Source organism: Shewanella indica (genome assembly GCF_033842865.1).
GTDB classification, from domain to species: Bacteria; Pseudomonadota; Gammaproteobacteria; order Enterobacterales; family Shewanellaceae; genus Shewanella; species Shewanella indica.
The window spans coordinates 4516638-4536021 of sequence record NZ_JAWXXR010000001.1 but is presented as its reverse complement, the minus strand read 5'-3'; the positions used below and the strand labels follow the sequence as shown (position 1 = coordinate 4536021).

General features: G+C 57.2%; 19 protein-coding genes. 15 read left to right on the top strand and 4 right to left on the bottom strand.

What is annotated here, in order from left to right:
• Positions 1 to 20: 20 nt before the first annotated feature.
• The 4 genes from SIL79_RS20735 to SIL79_RS20320 all read left to right on the top strand — a co-directional run bounded on the left by SIL79_RS20735 (position 21) and on the right by SIL79_RS20320 (position 2967).
• Positions 21 to 140, top strand: a complete 120-nt coding sequence (locus tag SIL79_RS20735) for a transcriptional repressor KorB C-terminal beta-barrel domain-containing protein (RefSeq protein ID WP_452580758.1) — start codon at positions 21 to 23, stop codon at positions 138 to 140.
• 141 nt (positions 141 to 281) lie between these two features.
• Positions 282 to 1223: a DNA-binding protein gene (locus SIL79_RS20330; RefSeq protein ID WP_319619943.1), complete on the top strand. Its 942-nt coding sequence runs from the start codon at positions 282 to 284 to the stop codon at positions 1221 to 1223.
• A 73-nt stretch (positions 1224 to 1296) separates the two neighbouring features.
• Positions 1297 to 1644: an IncP plasmid survival protein KfrB gene (gene kfrB / locus SIL79_RS20325; protein ID WP_319619942.1), complete on the top strand. Its 348-nt coding sequence runs from the start codon at positions 1297 to 1299 to the stop codon at positions 1642 to 1644.
• A 27-nt stretch (positions 1645 to 1671) separates the two neighbouring features.
• Entirely contained in the window at positions 1672 to 2967 is a 1296-nt protein-coding gene (locus SIL79_RS20320) for a phosphoribosyltransferase (protein WP_319619941.1), read from the top strand.
• A gap of 5 nt (positions 2968 to 2972) precedes the next feature.
• Here the strand turns inward: SIL79_RS20320 and SIL79_RS20315 are convergent, their stop codons facing one another.
• Genes SIL79_RS20315 through SIL79_RS20305 form a run of 3 tightly spaced genes read right to left on the bottom strand, consistent with a single transcriptional unit; the run spans position 2973 to position 4506 of the window.
• The gene (locus tag SIL79_RS20315; protein ID WP_319619940.1) at positions 2973 to 3407 is read right to left on the bottom strand and encodes a conjugal transfer protein TraM; all 435 of its coding nucleotides are present in this window, start codon (positions 3405 to 3407) and stop codon (positions 2973 to 2975) included.
• Entirely contained in the window at positions 3407 to 4132 is a 726-nt protein-coding gene (locus SIL79_RS20310) for a nucleotide-binding protein (protein WP_319619939.1), read from the bottom strand. Before SIL79_RS20310 ends, SIL79_RS20315 begins: the two co-directional genes overlap by 1 nt.
• Positions 4132 to 4506, bottom strand: coding sequence for a TraK family protein (locus tag SIL79_RS20305; protein ID WP_319619938.1), 375 nt, complete (start codon positions 4504 to 4506; stop codon positions 4132 to 4134). The genes SIL79_RS20310 and SIL79_RS20305 overlap by 1 nt, the downstream gene beginning before the upstream one ends.
• 338 nt (positions 4507 to 4844) lie before the next feature.
• Between SIL79_RS20305 and traJ the strand changes: the two genes are divergently transcribed.
• Genes traJ through SIL79_RS20270 form a run of 7 tightly spaced genes read left to right on the top strand, consistent with a single transcriptional unit; the run spans position 4845 to position 16134 of the window.
• A complete protein-coding gene (traJ, locus tag SIL79_RS20300) occupies positions 4845 to 5216 on the top strand; it encodes a conjugal transfer transcriptional regulator TraJ (RefSeq protein WP_319619937.1) in 372 nt (123 codons plus the stop codon).
• A 31-nt stretch (positions 5217 to 5247) separates the two neighbouring features.
• Complete coding sequence (gene traI, locus SIL79_RS20295; protein ID WP_319619936.1) at positions 5248 to 7458, top strand: TraI/MobA(P) family conjugative relaxase; 2211 nt, start codon at positions 5248 to 5250, stop codon at positions 7456 to 7458.
• Complete coding sequence (locus SIL79_RS20290) at positions 7455 to 9353, top strand: type IV secretory system conjugative DNA transfer family protein (RefSeq protein WP_319619935.1); 1899 nt, start codon at positions 7455 to 7457, stop codon at positions 9351 to 9353. Before traI ends, SIL79_RS20290 begins: the two co-directional genes overlap by 4 nt.
• Positions 9350 to 9874, top strand: coding sequence for a conjugative transfer signal peptidase TraF (gene traF / locus SIL79_RS20285; RefSeq protein ID WP_319619934.1), 525 nt, complete (start codon positions 9350 to 9352; stop codon positions 9872 to 9874). Before SIL79_RS20290 ends, traF begins: the two co-directional genes overlap by 4 nt.
• Positions 9875 to 9884: 10 nt before the next feature.
• Positions 9885 to 11963, top strand: coding sequence for a DNA topoisomerase III (locus SIL79_RS20280; protein ID WP_319619933.1), 2079 nt, complete (start codon positions 9885 to 9887; stop codon positions 11961 to 11963).
• On the top strand, positions 11960 to 12319 hold the full coding sequence (locus tag SIL79_RS20275; RefSeq protein WP_319619932.1) for a conjugal transfer protein TraD: 360 nt from the start codon (positions 11960 to 11962) through the stop codon (positions 12317 to 12319). Before SIL79_RS20280 ends, SIL79_RS20275 begins: the two co-directional genes overlap by 4 nt.
• Before the next feature lie 2 nt (positions 12320 to 12321).
• Positions 12322 to 16134, top strand: a complete 3813-nt coding sequence (locus tag SIL79_RS20270) for a zincin-like metallopeptidase domain-containing protein (protein WP_319619931.1) — start codon at positions 12322 to 12324, stop codon at positions 16132 to 16134.
• 62 nt (positions 16135 to 16196) lie between these two features.
• Here SIL79_RS20270 and SIL79_RS20265 read toward each other — a convergent pair whose 3' ends face one another.
• Positions 16197 to 16526, bottom strand: coding sequence for a hypothetical protein (locus SIL79_RS20265; protein WP_319619930.1), 330 nt, complete (start codon positions 16524 to 16526; stop codon positions 16197 to 16199).
• 116 nt (positions 16527 to 16642) lie between these two features.
• On the opposite strand from SIL79_RS20265, the gene SIL79_RS20260 reads away from it, so the two are divergent.
• The 4 genes from SIL79_RS20260 to SIL79_RS20245 are packed head-to-tail and all read left to right on the top strand — an operon-like array spanning position 16643 to position 19374.
• On the top strand, positions 16643 to 16867 hold the full coding sequence (locus tag SIL79_RS20260; RefSeq protein WP_319619929.1) for a ribbon-helix-helix domain-containing protein: 225 nt from the start codon (positions 16643 to 16645) through the stop codon (positions 16865 to 16867).
• Complete coding sequence (locus SIL79_RS20255; RefSeq protein ID WP_319619928.1) at positions 16851 to 17999, top strand: DNA cytosine methyltransferase; 1149 nt, start codon at positions 16851 to 16853, stop codon at positions 17997 to 17999. The genes SIL79_RS20260 and SIL79_RS20255 overlap by 17 nt, the downstream gene beginning before the upstream one ends.
• Complete coding sequence (locus SIL79_RS20250; RefSeq protein ID WP_319619927.1) at positions 17999 to 18931, top strand: DUF4928 family protein; 933 nt, start codon at positions 17999 to 18001, stop codon at positions 18929 to 18931. Before SIL79_RS20255 ends, SIL79_RS20250 begins: the two co-directional genes overlap by 1 nt.
• An 11-nt stretch (positions 18932 to 18942) precedes the next feature.
• Positions 18943 to 19374, top strand: a complete 432-nt coding sequence (locus tag SIL79_RS20245) for a very short patch repair endonuclease (protein WP_319619926.1) — start codon at positions 18943 to 18945, stop codon at positions 19372 to 19374.
• Positions 19375 to 19384: the final 10 nt, after the last annotated feature.

Sequence of the window (19384 nt, the reverse complement as noted above, 5' to 3'; positions counted from 1 at the left end):
ATGACGGCAGGGCGGCGCGTTTGATTCTCAATCGTCGTCCCCCTACCGATGGTTTCGCCTGGTTGAAAGACGAACTGGATGGCCACGAGTACGAAGCAGACCTGACCCAGGTGCAGTTGGTATCGATCATGGAGGGGTAACAGGCCCTCCACTAGAACACCCCTCCTTGACCCCGCCAATGTGCGGGGTTTTTTTTGCCTGTCGAATAGAATAAAGGTTGCATAATAATAATAATTATATTATTCTTATTATTATCTTATCAGAGTCAGGAGATTACCCGTATGAATCAACCCACTATCCCCGCTGACGTGCGTGAGCGCATCGTCGCTGTTGCCGATCAGCTCTATCAGGAGGTCGAGCGCGAACGGTTCCCTACTGTCGATCAGGTGCGCCGCGCTGCCAAGGTGAATATGAACGACGCCTCCGCCATCATGAAGGAGTGGCGCCGGGCGCAGACCGCCCAGGCCGCCCCTGTAGCCATCCAGGTCCCGGAGGCCATACAGCAGGCGAACGCCGCAGCCGTGGCCACCCTCTGGCAGCAGGCCCAGGAGTTGGCGAACGAGAGTCTGCGTGCCGCTCAGGCCGGTTGGGAGGCGGAGCGTGGTGAGCTGGACGCCATGCGTCAGGAACTCGCCGAGGCCTACGAGACGCAAGCCCGCGAGCTGGATCAGGTGGAGGTGCGCGCCGCAGCCGTCGAGCAGGCTGCCCAGGAGGCCGCGAAACGGGCAGCCGACGAGATCGGCGCTGTCCGGACCGAGCTGGTCCAGGCCCTTACCCGTGCCGAGCGTGCCGAGGCCAAAGCCGACGAAATAGAGCGCCGGGCCACCGATCTGCGCACCGAGTTGGACCACGCGCACCGGGAGCAAGAGCGCCTAGCTGCAGCTGCCGAGGCAGATCGGTCCCGGGTCGCGTCTGTGATCCAGGAGCGTGACCGCCTGGCCGCCGAGGTGGCCAACCTGTCGGCCAAGCTCGATACTGAACGGGATTCTCACCAGGAACAGCGTAAGATCTCCGCCCAGGAGGCTCACCGGGCCACCGAACGTCTGACTAAGGCCCAGGCGGAGCGCGACGAGGGACGTATGGTTGCGTCTACTGCGCGGGAAGAGGCGGCTGCCCTGCGTGGGGAGATCGATGCCTTGCGCCAGCAGCTCGCCAGCCAGCAGGAGTTGTTGCGTGGCCTCGCCGGCCCCAAAGGTGACGGTAAGGCTGATCGGCGCAAGTGACGTGGGCTGTCGAGGGGGTCAGTGGTAATGTAGTCTATTAGACTAACAACCCATAACGGGAAAATAGAGAATTATGAAACAACGTCTTGTGGTGATGAACGGTCAGCGCATCGTTCAAACAGAGCAGGGAGGAGCATGGAAGAATGAGAAGGTTGATAAGGCCGGCGCATTGAAGCCGGGTATGTACAACCTATATATGGCCCAGGAAGCCGATAAAACCAAGTCGTATGACGGTCAGATCGTCCATGCTGATAGCAGTGGAGTTTACCAGCAGTTCGGCAAAAAGTTTGTCATGCACTCACCCAAGGATTTCGATATAGTACCTGCTATCGGCAGCGCGAAATCCATTAATTATGATGCGCAAGGGAAGGCCCAAGTGTCCGCGATGGCGGCGCAACGGGGGCGCAGCCGATCACGTTAATTTTAGCGGCTAAAAAAGGGAGGTTTGATGAAAGGTCTGGGAAGAGGGGAGCGTTCACGATGGGGTAAGTTTCCTCGTGTGATCCGGAATGGAGACCTGGGGCAGCTCAAGGAGCAGCCAGAATACACGGCAGCCAAGGGGGGCGATGCCGGCGCGGCGCTGGACATGGTGGATCGCTTGGTCACTGATGAAATGATCGAGCAAATAGAAGCTCTACTAGAAGAGAACAAGAATGTGCGAGTGCTCCCTGTGCTGGCTGCAGAGACAGCCGGGAACAACAAAATCCCCGTGGCGCTGGCGGAGGTGCTGAGTGACCGGTTAGGCATGGAGGTGGAGACAGGGATCGTGCAGCGTGAAAAGATTCAGCGTACTGACTCCAGCGCCGATTATCGCTTGGCGTTCAACCCTACATTTGACGGATCAGTTAAGCCTGGTCAAAAGTACCTGGTTGTTGATGATACGCTGACTATGGGCGGGACCGTGGCATCGTTGAGAGGCTATGTTGAAAACCGGGGCGGTAAGGCTGTTGGCGCCGCTGTTATGACTGCACACCCTGGTGCACTGGATCTGGCTGTGAAACCCTCGATGCTGGACGCTATCGAAAAGAAGCACGGCAAGGCAATGGATAAGTATTGGACGGAGGTATTTGGTTATGGCATCGATTCACTCACCCAAGGAGAGGCGGGACACCTCAAAGCGGCCGCGTCTGTTGAAGCAATCAGAGATCGAATCTCTGCGGCACGACATGCAGGCATCGAGCGCCTGGATGAAGGCAGAGCTCAAACGACGGAAAGAGGTGGGGCGGACCTGATTGATTCCGCCCTGGGCCTGGAACGTGAGCAGCAGGCTCTTTTGGAAGCGGCGCCTGTTGAGCAGAGCTATCAAGAGGCCTTATCCCTGTATGTGCAAGCTAAGCATGAGCAGGTAGAACACATTGAGGAACGCCTAGAGGGCTTGATAGACAGACAGCAAGCCAGTCTGGCGCAGTCGCGATCTAACCCGCCTGGCTTGTTATCGAGGCCTAGCACTAAGCGGGCCTGGCAAACACTGCAGGCGCGACAGCGTGCGCGTATACAGACGCTCCACAGCCGGCTAGATGCTGTTAGGGAGGTTAAGGAGGGGATGGGTCTGCACTCCCCCAGGATTGAAGAGCTGGCCACCCGAAAGCTACGGGCCGAACGGCCCGAGCTGGCGGCTGACTGGGATGCGATGAGGGAATCACTGCGCCGCCATCAAATGGTGGTGCGCAAGCAGGAGCAAGAACAAAAACAGGCGCGGGAGCACAGTCGTGGCCAGTCCTTGGCCATCAACCGGCCTAAGTAGTTATCCTATCCTGCCGCCCATAGCACCACTCCAGCAGCCAACAATGTCATTACAGCAGCGACTATGTTCATAGTCGCTGCTGCACGAACACTGCCGATGGGCTGGCGGATCTGAAGGACAGCATCTTTAATCTCTTTTTGAATGACCACTGTCGCTGCGGTGGCCCCTTCCTTCATCGCTGATGCCATCGCCTCTTTGCTGGCCGTGAGTGCCGCATTTAGCATTCGCTCAGCCTTACTCTTGGCATCATCGCCCCAGCGGTGCGCAATCGACTCCAGCTCCTCCTTGAATCGGTCCAGAATCTCTTGCTGGGCTGCTGCGCTATCTTGCATCAGCCTTTCGTTAATGGTCTGCAGTACCAGGATCGGGTCATCACGGCCCACGGCTATGCCGTGTTTAGCCGCGATTTCCTTGATGGTCTCCTCGATCTTGTCGGTCATTACAGTACCGCCGCGTTATCCATTTGCCCGAATAGCTGCTTGCGGATGATTTTAAGCCGCTGGCGAGTCATGATCGTGAGCGATTCCATTGCCAGCGCCTCGTCGAACGTCAGGCGGGCTTGTAGCATTTCAGCGAAGTCCCGGCCGTGGGTCTCTTTCTTGAGTTCGGGGATATGGATGATGGCGGAAACCCGGTCTTTGTTGTTGGTGTATGCCTTCATTTGCTCGAAGGCCTTACCCTCGTGCTCGATGGGTCCCCAATAGGGGTTCAGCCAGGCCACAAACAAGCACTCTTCCGGGTATTGCCCCGCCAGTTGGGCGAACCCGCTCACCGTGTCCAGAAGGGCCTGGCCGCCGGTAATGACCGTATGCACAACCAGCTCATGCCCCATTTCTTGCAGGATTGCGGGTACTTCATTGGTGATCAAGTAGTGGGAGAGTGGTACGAAGCTGCTGGCGCCGTTGTCTATGATCACGTCATCCTTTGATGGGGCGATCAGTTCGACCAGGGCATCAAAATTGCGGCTGTTTATTTCATCATCTTCCATGATGTTCAGCCGGCGCACGTTGAGGGCCTTGTAACCCTCGAACGTGGCATTGACCGGATCGGTATCGATGCACAGGGGGGTCTGTCCCTTGTCCGTCTTATACTGTGCCAGAGTGGCCGCTATGACTGATTTGCCGACGCCGCCCTTTCCTTGTAGAACCATGTGAACCTTTGCCATTAGATCAAATCCTCTTTGTTGGGTGTTGCATTGTATTCAAAGCCGCCCTTCTTGGGCTGCTCCTGTTTCGCCTTGGCGGGCTTGGCCTTCTGTTCAGTCGGCTCTCTCTTCGCCAGGTTGGTGGAGGGGAGGGCTGCCGAGCCTGCCTTAATGTATCTCCGCACGTGCCGGCGGAATGTCTCATAGCTGCACTTAATCCTTCCGGTTTCGTGCATATGCTCATAGATGGTGGTTAGTGCATAGCCGGCCGCCATTGCCTCACTCACATTCGCCTTGACCGCTAGGAATGCCACGGCAACCGCGTCTTGCCGACGCTTTTTCTTGGCTCGTTTCTCGGCCCACTCAGCTAGCTCTTCTGTGTATCGCTTGCTCATCGCTGTTAGTCCATATTGTGCATTTTGCGTGTATTTACTGTGTAAAGCACAAGTATAACGCTTGGAATATAAGCGGTAAGCTCTGTATATCACGCGGTTTCCCCGCATTCTAGCCCATGTTTCGATATATACGCTACTTTTCCTTTTTGTATACACGTCTTTAGGTGTAAACTTTCCTTTGGAGTTACACCGCTGAAAGGCGGGCAGGATGGGCGAAGTAGGCCCACCCGTAAACGGGTGTTCCTTCTTCGCTGTCCTTATTCGCACCTGCGGTGCTCAACGGGAATCCTGCTCTGCGAGGCCAGCCGGCTACCGCCGGCAGAATCAGAGATTGAACGATGGGAAAACAAACAACAGTGACTCGGAAGAACAGTCCACCAATAAAGGTGTACTGCCTGCCGGAAGAGAAAGAAGAGATCGAGCGTCATGCGCGGCAAGCAGGCCTCAGCGTTGCACGGTACTTGCGCGAGGTCGGCCAGGGCTACGAGATCAAGGGCATCACCGACTACGAGCACGTCCGCGAGCTGGCCCGCATCAATGGCGACCTTGGCCGACTGGGAGGCCTGCTGAAACTCTGGCTGACCGATGACGTGCGAACCGCCCACTTCGGGGAGGCTACCATTCTGGCGCTGCTGGGACGTATCGAGGCCACCCAAGACGAAATGGGGCGTGTCATGAAGGCCGTGGTACGACCTCGGGCTGAGCCGTGACTTTAGCCGCTAAAAAAACAGGCGGTGATCGATGATCGCCAAGCACGTTCCCATGCGCTCATTGGGCAAGAGCGATTTTGCCGGCCTGGTGGAGTACATCACAGACGCGCAAAGCAAGACCGAGCGGCTGGGCCTGGTCACGGTCACGAATTGCCAGGCCGGCACCGTCCAGGCCGCGACCGATGAAGTGCTGGCCACCCAGCACATCAACAAGCGGGCCAAGGGCGACAAAACCTTTCACTTGCTGGTCAGCTTTCGCGCTGGCGAGAACCCCGGCGCGGACACGCTCAAGGAGATAGAAGAGCGGATTTGCGCGGGTCTGGGATATGACGAGCATCAACGGGTTAGTGCGGTACATCACGACACCGACAACCTGCACATCCATATCGCCATCAACAAGATTCATCCTACGCGCAACACTATGCACGAACCCTTCCAGTCCTATCGGACGTTGGGCGAGCTGTGCGCCGTCACGGAACGGGACTATGGGTTGGAGCAGGACAATCACACCCCGGCGCGAACCATTGCCGAAGGCCGGGCTGCTGACATGGAGCGACATGCTGGCGTGGACAGCCTCTTGGGGTGGATCAAGCGCGAGTGCCTGGACGAGATCCGGGGGGCGCAGTCTTGGGTCGCGTTGCGCCAGGTTATGCGTGAGAACGGCCTAGAGCTACGACAGCGAGCCAACGGTTTCGTGATCGAAGCGGGCGACGGCACGATGATAAAGGCGAGTACCGTGGCCCGCGACCTGTCCAAGCCGAGGCTGGAAGAACGCCTTGGGGCATTCGAGCCATCCCCGGAGCAAGCCGAACGCACACAAGCGCGGCGCGAGTATGCGAAGCAGCCTATACGCTCCAGGATCAATACCGTAGAGCTTTACGCCAAATATAAAACTGAACAGCAAACCCTGGTCGCTACCAAAAAAGCGGACGTGGAGCGGTTGGGGCACTGGAAAGATTCGGAGATCGAGGCTGTGAAACGGTCGAACCGGCTGCGCAGGTCGAGTATCAAGGTATTGGGGCAGAACAGGGCCAACAAGAAGTTGTTATATGCACAGGCGAGCAAGTCACTACGGGCGGATATTCAGGCGATTAATCGGGAGTTCCGGATCAAGAAAGGCAGGCTATCCGATACCCATAGACGGCGAACTTGGGCCGATTGGCTAAAGAAGGAGGCATTGCGCGGTAATGCCGAGGCCTTGGCGGCTCTCCGTGCCCGTGAGGCGGCCCAAGGCCTCCAGGGGAACGCTGTGAGAGGGGAGGGAGGTGCAAAGCCGGGACACTCCCCAGTGATGGACAACATCACTAAGAAGGGCACGATCATCTATCGCGCCGGCAAGAGCGCGGTGCGTGATGATGGGGACAAGCTGCAGGTTTCTCGTGAGGCGACAGAGGATGGTCTAGTCGCTGCACTTCGTCTGACAAGCGAACGTTACGGCAATCGGATAACGGTCAACGGTACGGTTGAATTCAAGGCGCAGATCATCCGAGCTGCTGTTGTTGCGCGTTTGCCTATCACCTTTGCCGACCCGGAGCTGGAGCGCCGCCGGCAGTCACTATTAACCAATGAGGGAATACATGACAGACCAAATCAAGATCGAGGACGAACTGGACGCGGCGTTGGCCGCGCTGGATCAGGAGCCGCTACCGGCCAGCACGACACCCGACGCGGCGGCAGTGTCGAGCGAGGACCTGGACGAGCAGCCGCCAGCGCCCCAGGCGAGCAGCGCAAGCCCAACGTTGGACGCATTGGACGAATCCCGCCGCCCCAAGGCCAGCACCGTCTGCGAAGATTGTCCGAACTCGGTGTGGTTCGCGTCGCCAGCGGAGGTGAAGTGCTATTGCCGCGTGATGTTCCTAGTAACCTGGAGCAGCAAGGAGCCAAACCAGATAATCAACTGCGACGGCCTCTTTCTGGGGCAAGAGCAGGAGTAACCCCGGAGGCATTGGCAGCTGCGGCTAAATACATAGCGGAGCGCGAGGCCAAACGCTTAAAAGGCTTCGATATACCGAAGCATTGCCGATATAATGGGGAAGTTGGTGCATTTTCCTATGCGGGCTCCAGGAACATCGAGGGCTATTCGTTGGCCCTCCTGAAGCGTGGTGATGGTGATGATGTGCTGGTGGTGCCGGTAGATCCGGCCACGGCGCGGCGCGTAAAGCGTGTTTCGATAGGGGAGAGCGTCACAGTTAACGCGAAGGGTTCGATTACTACATCAAAGGGACGAAAGGGAAGAAGATGAAAAAACAGAACAGCCATGCAGGGCCTCAAGTACGTAAAAAACAGAGCAACAATAAACTATTGCCGGCATTGGGCGCTTTGTCGTTAGGTGCGGGCCTACAGTCCGCTACACAGTTTTTTGCTCACTCATTCGATTATCAAGCGGTCCTGGGTGGTCATCTGTTCCATATCTATGCCCCTTGGTCAATTCTGGGGTGGGCGTCGAAATACTATACCCAGTACCCAGATGAGGTTATGCGGGCTGCCGGTGTTGGCCTGGTGGTTGCTACTGCTGGCCTGTTGGGCGTAGCTGTTACAAAAATTGTTTACGCTAATTCGTCCCGGGCCGATGAGCATCTGCACGGATCGGCACGGTGGGCCAAGAAAAAGGATATTCAGGCGGCTGGCCTGCTGCCCCGGCCACGCAAGCTGCTTGATGTGGTCACGGACAAGGAAGCCCCTACCCAGACCGGCGTGTATGTGGGTGGTTGGGAGGATGAGGATGGCAGTTTCTATTACCTCCGGCACTCTGGCCCAGAGCACGTATTGACCTATGCGCCGACAAGGTCCGGTAAGGGTGTCGGCCTGGTGGTGCCTACGCTCCTGTCTTGGCCGGCGAGCTGTGTTATTACCGACTTGAAGGGCGAATTGTGGGCGCTGACCTCTGGATGGCGGAAGCTGCACGCCGGTAACAAGGTGATGCGGTTTGAACCAGCGTCATTGAATGGCTGCATCCATTGGAATCCGATGGATGAAATACGAGTAGGAACAGAATACGAGGTGGGCGATGTTCAGAATCTAGCGACCCTGATCGTAGATCCGGACGGGAAGGGCATGGATTCACACTGGCAAAAAACGGCGTTCGCGCTCCTGGTCGGCGTGATTCTGCACGCACTCTATAAGGCTCGCAACGAAGGTGCGGCGGCTACTTTGCCTGCTGTAGATGCCATGCTGGCAGACCCGAACCGTGATATTGCCGAACTGTGGATGGAAATGACCACCTACGGCCATGTTGACGGGAGTAATCATCCGGTGATCGGTTCAGCCGCACGGGACATGCTCGACCGTCCGGAGGAAGAAGCGGGATCGGTGCTATCTACCGCGAAATCCTATCTTTCCCTGTATCGTGATCCGGTTGTGGCGCGGAATGTCAGCGAGTCCGAGTTCCGCATCAAGGACCTGATGAATCACGATGACCCTGTGAGTCTATATATCGTCACTCAGCCGAATGACAAGGCGAGGCTAAGGCCCCTGGTGCGGGTCATGGTTAATATGATCGTTCGACTGCTGGCCGATAAGATGGATTTCGAGAACGGCCGTCCCAAGGCGCATTACAAGCACCGCATGTTGATGATGCTGGACGAGTTCCCCAGCCTGGGCAAACTGGAGATCCTGCAAGAGTCCCTGGCATTTGTCGCCGGTTACGGCATCAAGTGTTACCTGATAGCTCAGGACATTAACCAGCTCAAATCCCGCGAAACCGGCTATGGCCACGACGAAACGATTACCTCCAACTGCCATGTTCAGAATGCGTATCCGCCCAACCGGGTAGAGACAGCCGAACATTTGTCTCGCCTGACTGGGCAGACCACGGTGGTAACGGAGCGGGTGACGACCAGCGGCCGGCGCACGTCTGCCATGCACGGCCATGTCTCCCGCACCTTCCAGGAGGTGCAGAGGCCGCTTCTGACGCCTGATGAGTGTCTACGCATGCCAGGCCCGACCAAGACGGCCACGGGCGAGATTGAACAACCAGGTGACATGGTTATTTATGTCGCCGGCTATCCCGCCATCTATGGCAAGCAGCCGCTCTATTTTAAAGATCCGATCTTCCAGGCTCGCGCCTCAATCTCCGCTCCACGGTCAAGTGATGTGTTGCGGCGGGTTCCGGTGGGATCTGGGGCCATTGCCCTGTGAAGCGGCTTGCAAAGGTGGTGGCCGGGTCGGGTGTACTTGTCCTGTGCTTTGGCGCGTTGGCTTATGCGACTGGAGCCCGTATCAACACTACCCGCAGTATCCCCGTGGGCCTGTACTGGACGACCACTAAGCCCGTGGAGCTGGGGGCTTATGTGGTTGTCTGCCCACCTCAAAAAGCGGTCTTCGATGAGGCGGTCCGGAGGGACTATCTCGGCGCGGGTATGTGCCCTGGTGGCTACGGTTACATGATGAAGCGCATTTTAGCGGCTAAAAATGATCTGGTTTCGGTGTCCTCCGAGGGGGTACGGGTTAACGGGGATCTATTGCCGTGGAGTGTCCCCTTGGATGCGGATGGTGCGGGTCGCCCTATGCCCCGTTTTCGTATCCAAGAGCACAGACTGAGCGCGGGTGAGTTGTTGCTGATGTCGGATGTTACGGCTGTTTCTTTTGATGGGCGTTATTACGGACTGGTTGATCGATCGCAGGTGGTTTCGGTGATTCGCCCGGTTTTTACATGGTAGGAGTCAAGATATGACAAGGTTGTTTATCGCGGAAAAGCCGTCTGTGGCCAAGGCTATCGCCGGAGAGCTGGGGGCGACGGGTAAGGGTGATGGTTATATAGAGTGCGGTGCCGACAAGGTGACATGGTGTTTCGGCCATATGCTGGAACAGGCCGGGCCGGATGAGTACACGCCCGAGGACGTACCACGCAACAGCAATGGCCGTAAGGTCTGGCGGATCGATGAGCTTCCGATAATACCTTCCACCTGGTTGTTGCAACCCAAGCCCGACGCAAAAAAACAGCTATCGATCATTGGGAAACTTATCAAATCCGCCAGTGAAATCGTCAATGCCGGCGACCCCGACCGAGAGGGTCAATTACTGGTTGATGAGGTTCTGGCGCATTTCAGGAACACTAAGCCAGTGCGCCGCTTTTGGGTGTCGTCTCAAGATTCGGTGACCGTCAAGCGCGGGCTGGCGGCGCTCCAGGACAACAGCGCCTATGCCGGCTGGGCTGACGCTGCCCGTGGTCGAGGGCGTGCCGACTGGCTCATTGGCATGAATCTGAGTCGTGCATTCACCCTACGGGCGCAGCGTGGTGGATCACGGTCATTACTCACCGTGGGGCGGGTGCAGACCCCGACGCTGGCCCTGGTGGTTGCCAGGGACCGCGAAATCGAGGCATTCAAGCCGGTGCCGTATCACAAGATCCGGGCCGAAATAACCCATGCCGGCGGGACGTTTATCACCGCGTGGAAAGCGAAAGAGGATCAAGCCGGCCTCGATTCTGAGGGCCGCCTGGTCGATACCGCCGTTGCAGACGCCCTGGTGGCCGCTGTCACCGGCCAGGCCGGCAGCGTGGACGAGTACAAGCAGGAGGCCAAGAAACAAAACCAACCGCTGGCGTTCGCCCTGTCTGACATAACGGCTCTGGCTTCAAGCAAGTTCGGCTATAGCGCCGAGGACGTGCTGAATACCTGCCAGGCGCTCTATGAAACCCACAAGCTGACCTCGTACCCGCGTACCGACTGCGCCTATCTGCCGGAGTCCCAGCACGCCGACGCGCCGCAGGTGCTTGAGGCCATCAAGCACGTCAACCCGGAGTTGGCCGGAATCGTGGACGGTGCGGATTCACGTATCAAGTCCAAGACCTGGAACGACTCGAAGATCACCGCGCACCACGGAATCATTCCGACCATGCACAAGGGCAGCGCGGGGCGCCTCAGCGACATGGAACGCAAAATTTACGACCTGATCGTCCGTGTCTACCTCGCACAGTTCTACCCGCTGCATGAGTATCTGAGTACCACGGTTGGCATCGAGGTTGCCGGCGAGACATTCGCCGCGTCCGGCAAGGTTGTCACGCGCAACGGCTGGCGTGACGTGTTCCAGGACAACGACGACAGAGACAAGGACCAGGACGAAGGCGGCAACCAGGTGCTCCCTTCGATGGCCCAGGGCGATGCCGTGACCTGCAGGCAGGCCACGCGGAAGGATGCCAAGACGAAACCACCGGCCCGCTTCACCGAGGGCACGCTGATCCGTGCGATGGAGAACATCCACAAGTACGTCACCGAGCCGGAGCATAAGAAGATGCTGCGCGACGGCGACGGCATCGGCACGTCCGCTACCCGCGCCTCGATCATTTCCGAATTGAAGCGCCGCGAGTTCCTGGAAACAAAGGGCAAGCAGATCATCAGCTCCACCTTGGGCCGTAGCATGATTGACGTATTGCCTGAAGTGGTGAAAAGCCCGGTATTGACAGCCCTTTACGAGCGCATGTTGAAAGGCATCGAGCAGGGTGCCGCCAGCCTGGAGGCATTCATTACCAAACAAGAGGAGTTTATCCGTAGCCAGGTTGCTAAAGCGAATGATGGCGCGGTGACGATTGCCGGCGGCAAAGAGGCGGCCCCGGTGTCGTCTCTGCATAAGTGCATGAGTTGTGGCAGTGGTCTATCGCGGAGGCCAAGCAGGAAGAAAGGGCAATTCTGGTGGGGCTGCAGTAACTACCCTACCTGCAAGCAAACGTATCCAGACCTGAAAGGCAGGCCGGACTATAGCAAGGGCCGTAATGGCTCTACCAGCGACAACAAGGAGAAGTCGGTATGAACAGCAAAAAAGACACTGACGCGGTTAGCGTATTTGATGATGAGGCGAATGCAGCCGAAGCATTATATGAAAAATTGGCTGATGCCCAGACGCCGGGCTATGAAGCCGAGTTTGATCCGGAGGAAGCCGAGCGTGCCGGCGCGTTCGTGGAGGATGCCTTGAGCGAGCAGGACGCTCAAGAGAGCACCGAGGATCTGGCGGAGTTGGGGGAGGAAGAGCCGGCATTTCTGGACGATGAAGGCCCGAGCGATGATATTCCGCCCTTCATCACCACTACCAATTCCCGCGAGCTGTACGGGCTGCAGGATGGTGAGACGGTCGCCGAGGCCATCGAGCGCAAGGCCAAGGAGGGCTAATCATGCCCATGACCAAAGCCGAGGCGATAGGGGTAGCAAAGCTCTTCCTCAACGACTACCCCGGCGCTGTCGAGCTTGCCTATAAGTTCAGGGAGAACACGACCGAGCTGTATGGCGCGCGTGCGGGTGAAGTTCCCAAAGGCATGAAGGGCGGCTACCTGCCGAGGCCGACCGAGCACAATGGACGTTCCTACAAAGGCCAGATTGATGTTTCCCTGGAGAACATCACCGATGCCCGCGATTTGCTGGTGTCGCTCAGGCATGAAGTGCTGGGCCACTACGGCGCGAACACGTTTCCGCCGGCAGAGAAGCGGGCCTTGCTTGATGGCCTGATCGCGGCCCGCGAAGAGCCGAGTCTGAAGCCCTCATGGGATGAGATCAATCGACGGTACTCTGACTGTTCGCTTGATGTTCGGGCAGAAGAAGTCTTTGCGCTGCACTGTGAGGGCATCACGCCACTGCACCATGTCGGTAATGACCTGGTGCAGCAGCGTGGACAGCAGTCGTTCATGGAAACCTGCATTGCTCGCGTGAGGCCCATGCAGATCGGTGATTTGCAGAACATTACGTGCATGGTCGCCCAGGGTCTTCACGACCGATCCAGAACACAGCAGACCTTTCCAGGGATTAACGAATTATTTAGAAGGGATAACGGCATGAAACAGAAAAAACCGTTTCACGAAGTGGTCGCGGAGCGACTGATTGAACAACTAAAGGCGGGCACTGCTCCGTGGCAAAAGCCGTGGGAGCCTGGTGCGGCCAGTACATATCTACCGATTAACCCGACAACGGGCAAACGCTACAAGGGCATTAATGCAATGTTTCTGATGAGTCAGGGACGATCTGATCCACGCTGGATGACCTATAAGCAGGCGGCTGCAGTGGATGCCCAGGTGCTGAAAGGAGAGAAAGGTACTCTTGTCCAATACTGGAAGTTTACCGAGGAACAGATAAAACGGGATGATCAGGGCAAGCCGGTGCTTGATGGCAACGGCAAACCTGTGAAGATGATCGCCGAGCTAGAGCGGCCTCGTGTATTTTTTGCCACAGTCTTCAATGCAGAGCAAATCGACGGCCTGCCGCCGCTTGAGCGTAAGGAGCAGCCAGAGCATCAATGGGATGCCGTGGAACGGGCAGAGCACATTCTGAAGGCCTCCGGGGCGGCGATTACCCACGCACCAGGTGATCGTGCGTTTTATCGGCCAGTAAGCGATAGCATCACCTTGCCGGAACGCGGCCAGTTTTCCAGTGCAGATCGGTACTATGCCACGGCACTGCACGAGCTGGGGCACTGGACTGGCCATCACTCTCGGCTGGACCGGGATCTGTCGCATCCTTTTGGTAGCGCGGGATATGCCAAGGAAGAACTGAGAGCGGAAATCGCCTCGATGATCCTGGGTGATGAGTTGGGCATCGGTCACGATCCAGAACAGCATGCGGCTTATGTAGGGTCCTGGATCAAGTCCCTTGAAGAGGACCCGCTGGAGATTTTCCGGGCTTCTGCAGATGCCGAGAAGATCCAAGGCTATGTATTGGCCTTCGAGCACCAGCAGGTCCAGGAGCTGGATAACATGCAGACACAGGAGAAAGGGATGGATCTACCGATATCGAATAAGGAGCAGCAGGATCGGTTGTTGGCTGCTATGCCGACCGAGGTGTCGGCCAACCTGCAGGCCGTTTCTGAGGCTCGTAGGCAGTTGTCGGTCGCAGAGATCGGCGGCACTCAATTTGAAAGCACCGCCAGTGAGCGGCTAGGTGTGAATCTGCCCAGTCACTGGAACGGCGGCGTTCAGGTACAGGGCAACGTGTACGAAGAGGCCGAAGGCCTCGATGGGAAAGAGCGCCATGTTACCCCGGCTCATGTCCTTGGCGTAGATCCTGAGTTTTGGGGAGTATATGCGGAAGCCGATGATGGCACCCATTTGTGGGTTGCCGACTTCGATAGCCAGGAGCAGGCCGAGGATCTGGCGGATCAATTGGCTGTAATCGATGCTCTGACAGAGAGCAACGAGCACGAGCAAGCTGCCAAATTGGCGCGTATTGCCGAGAATCGTATAAGGCGCGACCCGAATAGCAGTGATAGTGAGATTTCCACCGCTAAGGAGGATCGCAAGGCCGCGGAGGCGGTAGCCATACTCAACGATGCTGATTTACAGCGCCGGATTGCCGAGCTTGAGCGACGAGATAGCGAGCAACAACCGCTGGAGACAGGCGTACAGCCGCCCAGGGAAGAGAAGTCCGAACGGGCCTACATCAATGTATCGTTCAAGGATAAAGACGAAGCGAAGGGGTTAGGCGCTCGCTGGGACCGTCAGGAACGTTCCTGGTATGTGCCCCCCGGCGCGGATACTACCCCGTTCGCTAAATGGATGGGGAAAACACCCGAGGCCGGCCAGTCGCCCGAGATACAGCAAGCTGCCACTGTCGAGCATCAATATTTGGCGGTGCCTTATGGGGAGCGCAAGGCGGCCAAGGCTGCGGGTGCCCAATGGGACAAGGCGGCGAAGTCCTGGTATGCCGGCCCAGGTGCCGACATGGAGAAGCTGCAACGCTGGCTGCCTGATAATGTACCTGGTCAACAGGGGCCGGCCATGTCGCCCAGGGAGGAATTCGCGGAGGCCCTGCGGTCTCTTGGCTGTGAAGTTAGTGGGGTACACCCGATCATGGACGGTAAAAAACACAGAATCAGACTCGAAGACGATAAGAGTGGTGTTAAGCATGACTTCGGGGCTGGGTTCTATGTTGGGCACCTGGATGGCCATCCGGCCGGATACATCAAAAACAATCGGACGGGTCTCGATATGAAATGGAAATCCAAGGGCTATTCGCTCGATCCCCAGGAGAAGGCCAAACTACAGGCTGAGGCTGCCGAGAAGCTGGCCGCCCGGGCGGCTGAACAAGAGCGTCTGCATGAGGCCACTGCACAACGTATCAGTAAACAAACGGCTGGCCTGGTTGCGCCAGCCGTGCCTACCTCGTATATGCGGGAGAAGGGCATCCAGGTTCATGCCGGAGCTCTGACCGACAAGAACGGACAGACCACCTATATTCCAGCTATCGACGCCGGCGGGAAACAGTGGACAACGCAGTATATCCAGGCGAACGGCACTAAGCGGTTCGCCAAGGACAGCCGCAAGGAAGGTTGCTTCCACGCCGTTGGTGGCATCGAGGCGGTTGCGGCAGCTCCAGCACTGGTGATCGGCGAAGGGTACGCCACGGCCTCCACACTGGCCGAGGTGTGGGGTCATGGTACCATCGCAGCGTTTGATTCTGGAAACCTGAAAGCAGTGGCGCAAGACTTGCGCGAGAAATTCCCTGATAAGCCGGTTATTGTGGCTGGTGACGATGATCGTCAACTGGTTCTGACACAGGGGGTTAATAGCGGTAGAGAGAAGGCACTGGAGGCTGCTAAGGCGGTCGGCGGTCAAGCTATCTTCCCGGTGTTTGCGCCGGGCGAGAATGAGTATCCGAAGGAACTGGAGCCTGTCACTCCCCAGGTCTACCGGAATCACTCTCTGGCCGCGAAGGCACTGGCAGATGCAGAGAAGGACCCGGAGGGGGTTAAGCTGACCACCGAGGACCGGAACAAGCTCCAGGGCGATTTGCTCAGTGAGGCGCAGCTGGAGGCCTTGGCCAAGATGAAGCGCCACACGGATTTCAACGATTTGGCTAATAACAGTGTGCTGGGGCGTGAAGGGGTTGAACGCCAGGTAAGGGCTGCTGTGGGTCTGGCCATCGAGAAGGCCGAGCAAAAGCAAGAGAAGAGGCAGGTGCAACGTCAGGAACAGAAGCCGCGAAGAGCGGTGCGTATTTGACCCTACCCTATACAAAGGCTGATAACAAACACCCCGCCTAGCTGCGGGGTGTTTTGGTTTATTTAGGCGTTCTGCTGTTTTCTTGCAGAGTGAGCGTTTTTCATAGCCCTGGCCGCGTCTGGGCGGCTAGGGCGTAAACTGCCCTGTTTAGGATTCCATTGCGTGATATCAAAGTCTCCAGTCGCGATGCCCACTCCGCGCAATAGCTCCATAGCTTTGCGGGGGTCAGCAAAGCCACGCGGTTCCTTGCTGCGAGTCAGCACAAGTACAGCTTTCCCCGCTCGGGTGGTCACCGCGACATAGAACACACCGCCTTGGGCTTTTAGCGTTACGCCAGTTACCCCGCCGGCGGCAGTTGTTGCACGAAGCTGCTCAAGTGTTAAGGTCTGCATTTGGCGCTTCCTCTTGCCGGATGTTGTTTAGCATATGTTTGACGGTTACCTATTATTCGTCAAGTTTTTGCGGGGATTTCTCGACAAAATGCCAATGTGGCGCCACACTGACACAAATGAAATCCTACTTAAAAGACCTGCACGCCTCCTTGAGGCGTTTTAGTGTGCGCCTTCCGCCGGAGATGCTGGAAGCCATCGACACCGAATGCGCTCGCCGTGCTGGCTGCGTATCACGCAATACTTGGATTGCCGAAGCCATTCAGGAGAAGTTAAGTCGGGAAAGTTCAACGAACCGCCTTGAAGGCGAGGGAGAAGGGGAGAAAAATGGGCAACTTTTATGAGTTTTTCGCCGGCGGGGGCATGGCTCGGGCTGGGTTAGGCTCCGAATGGGACTGCCTGTTCGCCAATGACTTTGATTCTAAGAAGGCGGCCAGCTATGCGGCGAACTGGGGCGCAGATCATCTGCGCGTCGGTGATGTGGCTGCGTTGACTACGGATGACCTGCCGGGTCACGCAGATTTAGCTTGGGCATCGTTTCCTTGTCAGGACCTTTCCCTTGCCGGCGCTGGCGCCGGACTTAAAGGGGATCGATCCGGCACGTTCTGGCCGTTCTGGAAGCTGATGAAGGCGCTGGATGACGAAGATCGCGCTCCGCATATGGTTGTGCTTGAAAATGTCTATGGGGCTCTTAGCTCTCACGAAGGAAAAGACTTTGCCGCGATCTGCTCCGCCCTTGCCGGTGCAGGCTACCGCTTCGGCGCAGTTATTGTGAACGCTGTGAAGTTTCTTCCGCAATCCCGGCCGCGACTGTTCATCATTGCCGTTAAAAAACCTGTAACGATCCCACGCGAATTAATCACCGAAAAGCCCGGGACGGAATGGCATCCGGCGGCACTTATTGATGCTTACAAAAAGCTGCCAAAACGCTCGAAAAACTCGTGGGTTTGGTGGCAGATGCCCTCACCTCCTGCCCGCTCCTCTATTTTTGCCGACCTGGTAGAAGACAAGCCACAAGGCGTCACTTGGCATACAGCAGCAGAGACCAAGAAACTGCTTACCATGATGAGCCCGCTTAATCTTGCGAAGGTGGATGCTGCAAAAAAAGCTGACTGCAGGATGGTTGGAACTATCTATAAGCGTACCCGTGCGAATGGCGTCAACGGTGAAAAAGTGCAGCGTGCGGAAATCCGCTTTGATGATATTGCGGGGTGCTTGCGTACCCCGTCGGGCGGTTCGAGCCGCCAAACCATCATGGTCATAAAGGGCAAGCGCGTTCGGTCGCGCCTCTTGTCGCCTCGTGAAGCTGCTCGCCTGATGGGGCTACCTGATACTTACCTGCTACCTAAAAACTATAACGAAGCCTACCACCTCGCTGGTGATGGCGTGGCTGTGCCCGTGGTCCGTTTTCTCGCCGAAAATATTCTTGAACCGATGCTTTCTGCTGCCTTAACAGCAGCAAAGAAGGCGGCGTAATGACGGATTTAGTGGAAGCGCTACGTGAATTCAACAAGGAGCAAAAGTTCAGCCGCAAAGGTCCGTTATGCGTTGCTCTTGTTATCACTCAACACGCGCGAAGCAAGGGCCTCCCCCTTGATTCTGAAAGCCTGCTTACTGGAGGCGGCGGCCAAGTTCTCGGCCTGGGCAGAGGTGCCGTGCAGACGGTGCTGAAACGCCACGACATCACCCGCGTTTTAGCCGCTGAAGGCGGGCGTACCAGTCGTGGCAGTATTGGGAACATGCGCGAGTATGTGGTTTTCCTCAATAAGTTGGCTGACAGTGGAGTCGTTGATCTGGATGCAGTAGAGGCATTTTGGATCGAGCGCGTACACGAGTTCTTTTCGGCGAAGCCTTTCAAGATCAAGCTTGATGCGTCTCGCAGTCTTCGCACATTGGTTCGTCACGTGATTAGCCAGGCCGAAGACAGGCAGCGGAAAACGCCGGGTATGCAGTACGCAGGTGCAGTGCTGCAGCACCTGGTCGGTGCGAAGCTTGATTGCGCTCTTGGCAATGGCTCCTTCGAGCACAATAGCTTCTCCACGTCTGATGCACAGACCGGCCGGGCTGGCGACTTCTTCATTGGTGATGTGGCTATCCATGTCACCACCGCTCCTGGCGAGGCTGTAGTCCAGCGCTGCCAGGAAAACGTCGATGATAACCATAGGCCTATTATCGTAACCACGGCTCGCGGGCTGACTGCCGCCGAGGTTCTGGCAGAAAATGCTGGGTTAGGTGAGCGGATCGACGTTTTCGAAGTTGAACAGTTCATTGCCCTTAACCTGTATGAACTTGGCAAGTTTGCAGCGGAAGGGCGGCGTGTTGCTGTTGGGGATCTGGTCACGCGTTACAATGAAATTATTGAAGACGTTGAAACCGATCCCAGCCTAAAGATCGAATTTCGCCAATAATCGGGTAGAGAATGAAGGAAACACCGGAGCAGAGAAGCCGCACGATGCGGGCTGTTTGCTCCCGCGACACCACGCCAGAGATGGCTGTTCGCCGCTTTCTTCACTCCGCCGGATTTCGTTACCGACTTCATGACCGGCGCTTGCCCGGTACTCCCGATCTGGTCTTTCCAAGTCGCCGTATTGCACTGTTCGTGCATGGCTGCTTCTGGCATCAGCATCCTGGCTGTGGGGCGGCCAAGCGTCCGCGTTCGCGCCTTGAATACTGGACGCACAAACTTGATGGCAACATTGAGAGAGATCGCCGTCAGTGCGCCGAGCTGTCGGCGGCCGGCTGGGAATTTATTGTGATATGGGAGTGCGAAACGCGCGACCCCTCTGCCCTGGCAAAGCTGGCTGACGACATTCGGTCGCGCCCGCTATCTCGACCTCGATGTCAGCGCTGACGAGCCGGCG

What these genes read in the sequence shown, in the direction of transcription:
- SIL79_RS20330 (WP_319619943.1), top strand. Translation starts at nt 282, where the DNA reads ATGAATCAACCCACTATCCCCGCTGACGTGCGTGAGCGCATCGTCGCT.
- kfrB (WP_319619942.1), top strand. Translation starts at nt 1,297, where the DNA reads ATGAAACAACGTCTTGTGGTGATGAACGGTCAGCGCATCGTTCAAACA.
- SIL79_RS20320 (WP_319619941.1), top strand. Translation starts at nt 1,672, where the DNA reads ATGAAAGGTCTGGGAAGAGGGGAGCGTTCACGATGGGGTAAGTTTCCT.
- SIL79_RS20315 (WP_319619940.1), bottom strand. Translation starts at nt 3,407, where the DNA reads ATGACCGACAAGATCGAGGAGACCATCAAGGAAATCGCGGCTAAACAC.
- SIL79_RS20310 (WP_319619939.1), bottom strand. Translation starts at nt 4,132, where the DNA reads ATGGCAAAGGTTCACATGGTTCTACAAGGAAAGGGCGGCGTCGGCAAA.
- SIL79_RS20305 (WP_319619938.1), bottom strand. Translation starts at nt 4,506, where the DNA reads ATGAGCAAGCGATACACAGAAGAGCTAGCTGAGTGGGCCGAGAAACGA.
- traJ (WP_319619937.1), top strand. Translation starts at nt 4,845, where the DNA reads ATGGGAAAACAAACAACAGTGACTCGGAAGAACAGTCCACCAATAAAG.
- traI (WP_319619936.1), top strand. Translation starts at nt 5,248, where the DNA reads ATGATCGCCAAGCACGTTCCCATGCGCTCATTGGGCAAGAGCGATTTT.
- SIL79_RS20290 (WP_319619935.1), top strand. Translation starts at nt 7,455, where the DNA reads ATGAAAAAACAGAACAGCCATGCAGGGCCTCAAGTACGTAAAAAACAG.
- SIL79_RS20280 (WP_319619933.1), top strand. Translation starts at nt 9,885, where the DNA reads ATGACAAGGTTGTTTATCGCGGAAAAGCCGTCTGTGGCCAAGGCTATC.
- SIL79_RS20275 (WP_319619932.1), top strand. Translation starts at nt 11,960, where the DNA reads ATGAACAGCAAAAAAGACACTGACGCGGTTAGCGTATTTGATGATGAG.
- SIL79_RS20270 (WP_319619931.1), top strand. Translation starts at nt 12,322, where the DNA reads ATGCCCATGACCAAAGCCGAGGCGATAGGGGTAGCAAAGCTCTTCCTC.
- SIL79_RS20265 (WP_319619930.1), bottom strand. Translation starts at nt 16,526, where the DNA reads ATGCAGACCTTAACACTTGAGCAGCTTCGTGCAACAACTGCCGCCGGC.
- SIL79_RS20260 (WP_319619929.1), top strand. Translation starts at nt 16,643, where the DNA reads ATGAAATCCTACTTAAAAGACCTGCACGCCTCCTTGAGGCGTTTTAGT.
- SIL79_RS20255 (WP_319619928.1), top strand. Translation starts at nt 16,851, where the DNA reads ATGGGCAACTTTTATGAGTTTTTCGCCGGCGGGGGCATGGCTCGGGCT.
- SIL79_RS20250 (WP_319619927.1), top strand. Translation starts at nt 17,999, where the DNA reads ATGACGGATTTAGTGGAAGCGCTACGTGAATTCAACAAGGAGCAAAAG.
- SIL79_RS20245 (WP_319619926.1), top strand. Translation starts at nt 18,943, where the DNA reads ATGAAGGAAACACCGGAGCAGAGAAGCCGCACGATGCGGGCTGTTTGC.